The organism is Kitasatospora sp. NPDC002965 (assembly GCF_040611255.1).
Classification (GTDB): domain Bacteria; phylum Actinomycetota; class Actinomycetes; order Streptomycetales; family Streptomycetaceae; genus Kitasatospora.
The window spans coordinates 1-2,618 of record NZ_JBEXNT010000287.1 but is presented as its reverse complement, the minus strand read 5'-3'; the positions used below and the strand labels follow the sequence as shown (position 1 = coordinate 2,618).

Here is a 2,618-nt window from a genome sequence, read left to right as displayed (position 1 = left end):
CGTCACCCCCTCCGGTCTTGGCTCCGCCCCCGGCCGTTCCGGGTCGGTTGACCAATGTGCGCGAGGGGGGAGTTGAACCCCCACGCCCTTTCGGGCACTGGAACCTGAATCCAGCGCGTCTGCCTATTCCGCCACCCGCGCATCTGGGTGATGGGTAAACCATAGCCCATGCGCAGGGGTGCTTCGAACCAATTCGGCGAGGCGTGCCAGGTCAGCGCCCGACGCGCGCCACGATCCAGTCGATCAGGCCGCCGGAGATGTGGCTGTGCTCGTGGTTGTCGGTGTCGAAAGCGACCTCGTCCAGGTGACCGTTCTCGAGGTCGGCGTCGGTGATGGACAGCGTCGGGGCGACGTCCCACTTCACCGGGTCGAAGGCCAGCGCCGCCGCGCTGACCGACGGCACGAACGTCCCGCTGCGGAAGTCGTCGGAGATCTTCGCCTTCAGCGCGTCCGCGACCTTGCCGAAGGAGTCCAGCGTGCCGCCGGGCGCCCCGTCCAGCGCCGGGACGTCGGTGGTCGTGCTGCGGCGGACCGCCAGGCCCAGGTGCATGCCGCCGATCTTCTGCTTCTCGCCCCTCTCGGCCTGGAACCGGGCCGTCGCGCTGGCGATCAGGGCCTGCCAGTCGAACGCCACCTCGCCCGCCGGCAGCGGGAGGCCGACCCCGTCGCGCCGGCCGTTGGAGACCCCGAGCTTGAGCGGGACGGCCGGGAAGTCGCCGAACCGCCGGAGGTCCTCCAGGAACTCCTTGCGCAGCGGGCTGGACGTCGCCACCGGTCCCGAGTACTTGGAGTTCTCCACCCAGGCCCAGAGCAGCTGCTGGGCGGCAGGGCTGCGGATCAGGTCGGCCTGCTTGACCCCCTCGGGGCCGGCCGGGGTGACGTCCTCGAAGAAGTACGCCAGCTGCTGGAGGATCAGCGGGATCCAGGCGCCGTTGTGCGGCGTGTCGTAGGAGAGGTACGTCCCGGTCTGGTGATCCACCTTCTGGGTCTCCAGCTTGGCGAGCGCGAAGCGGGTGATCATGCCGCCCATGCTCACCCCTCCGACGGTGAGCCGCTCGTCGCCGACGCGCTCCGCGATCACCCGGAGGATGCCGTCGATCGCGACCTCGGCGTTGGCCTGGATGTAGGTGTGCCGCTCCTCGAAGCCGAGGAGGACCACGTCGATGCCCTGGCCGAGCAGTTGGTCGAAGAGGCCCTGCTTGCCGTCGTACGGGGTGTTGAAGTACGCGAAGAGGCCGGGAAGGTCACTCGGGCCGTAGTTGAAACCGTCCGCGAAGACGAACGGCCGGCGCAGGCCGATCTTCGGGTTGGCGTAGTAGACCGCGGCCTTGCCCCGGGCGGTCTGGTCCTTGTACGTGCCGCTCAGATCCCAGACCACGTCGGCCTCCCGGCCGCCGCCCTCCGAGCGCTCCAGCGCACCGGCGAACCACACCTCGGGCGAGAGGGTGGCGGCAAGCTCCGCCACCTCTGCCGAACCGGGCTCCGCCTGCCCCTCCTTGAGTGCGAGGGCTACGTCGATCCTGGATTCCTGTGCCATGGCTACCGCCTCAGTCCGATCCAATGGAGATCATCCGCATACGATGGGCGACTGTAACGGCTCGATCACACGGCGCACCAGGACATGACCGGTACTGGTCGAAAAGCGATCCGAACGGACCGATCGGGAGCGGAAATCGCCGCTTCGGAGGGAGGCGGGGGCGAGCCGGCCGGAGTCCGGCGCTCCCCCGGGGCCACCCCCGAAGCGGGGTCCGGCCCAGCTCCCCCGCCCCCTGGCCGATGACGCGCCCGGCGGGTCCGGCAGCCCCGGCAGCCCCGGCAGCCCCGGCCGCGCGCGTCCGGCGGGCGGCCGGGCACCCACTTCCACCGACCGGCGACTCCGACCTAACGTTGCGTCATGCAGCCGGTACGGATCGATCGTTCGGACCCGGACGTGCTCGACCTCGTCCTCTGGGAGCGCGGCGGTTCCCTCCGCTACGCGTTCACGACCTCGCTCGGGTCGGCGCTGGCCGTACCCGCACTGTTCCTCGTCGGCGCGCTCGCCTCCGGCCCCGTGGCGGTCCTCATGCTCCTCACCGGCACGGGATGGGGGCCGGTCTGGTCGGTGGCCGCCCTCATCGGTGGCGCGGCGGCGGTCGCCGGGTGGGCGTTCCTCACCCGCAGCGCCTTCCACGAGGTGCACCGGCTCCGCTTCGCCCCCGCGGACGGGCCGGCCACGGTCACCCTCGTCCGGGGTGCACGGGTCGGACGCCCCATGCCCGTCACCGAACTGCGGCGGATCCGGATCGACCGCTCCACCGAGGCACCCCACGGGGGCGACCCGCGCCCGGCCGCCCTCACCGTCACCCTGACCGCACAGTTCGCCCGCCACCGGCTGGCACCCAAGTCGCTCCCGCCGGACACCGACGCCGACGCCCTGCACCGGGAGCTGCGCGAGGCACTCTCCCCCGCGGTCCCGGTGGAACTGCGGATCCGGCACCGCCCGCACCCCGAGCCCGCACCGCCGGACGCACCCGCCGACGCACCCCCCGGTGCGCGGCCCGGCGCGCGGCCATGCTGCCAGTGGTCCTGGCGGCCGGGCCGGACGCGCACCGTTCGGTGGCCGGGTGGGCGGCTGTGGT

The 2,618-nt window shown here is 72.1% G+C and carries 2 protein-coding genes and 1 tRNA gene; 1 reads left to right on the top strand and 2 read right to left on the bottom strand.

Going from position 1 to position 2,618, the window contains the following annotated elements; all coding sequences use genetic code 11:
- Window positions 1–57 precede the first annotated feature (57 nt).
- Together ABZY91_RS41840 and ABZY91_RS41835 are read right to left on the bottom strand one after the other, a co-directional pair.
- A tRNA-Leu gene (locus tag ABZY91_RS41840) sits at window positions 58–141 on the bottom strand.
- A gap of 70 nt (window positions 142–211) precedes the next feature.
- Window positions 212–1,537, bottom strand: a complete 1,326-nt coding sequence (locus ABZY91_RS41835; RefSeq protein WP_355409471.1) for a hypothetical protein — start codon at window positions 1,535–1,537, stop codon at window positions 212–214.
- Window positions 1,538–1,894: 357 nt separating this feature from the next.
- Here ABZY91_RS41835 and ABZY91_RS41830 point away from each other — a divergent pair.
- A partial coding sequence (locus tag ABZY91_RS41830; RefSeq protein ID WP_355409469.1) for a hypothetical protein occupies window positions 1,895–2,618 on the top strand: 724 nt, incomplete at its 3' end.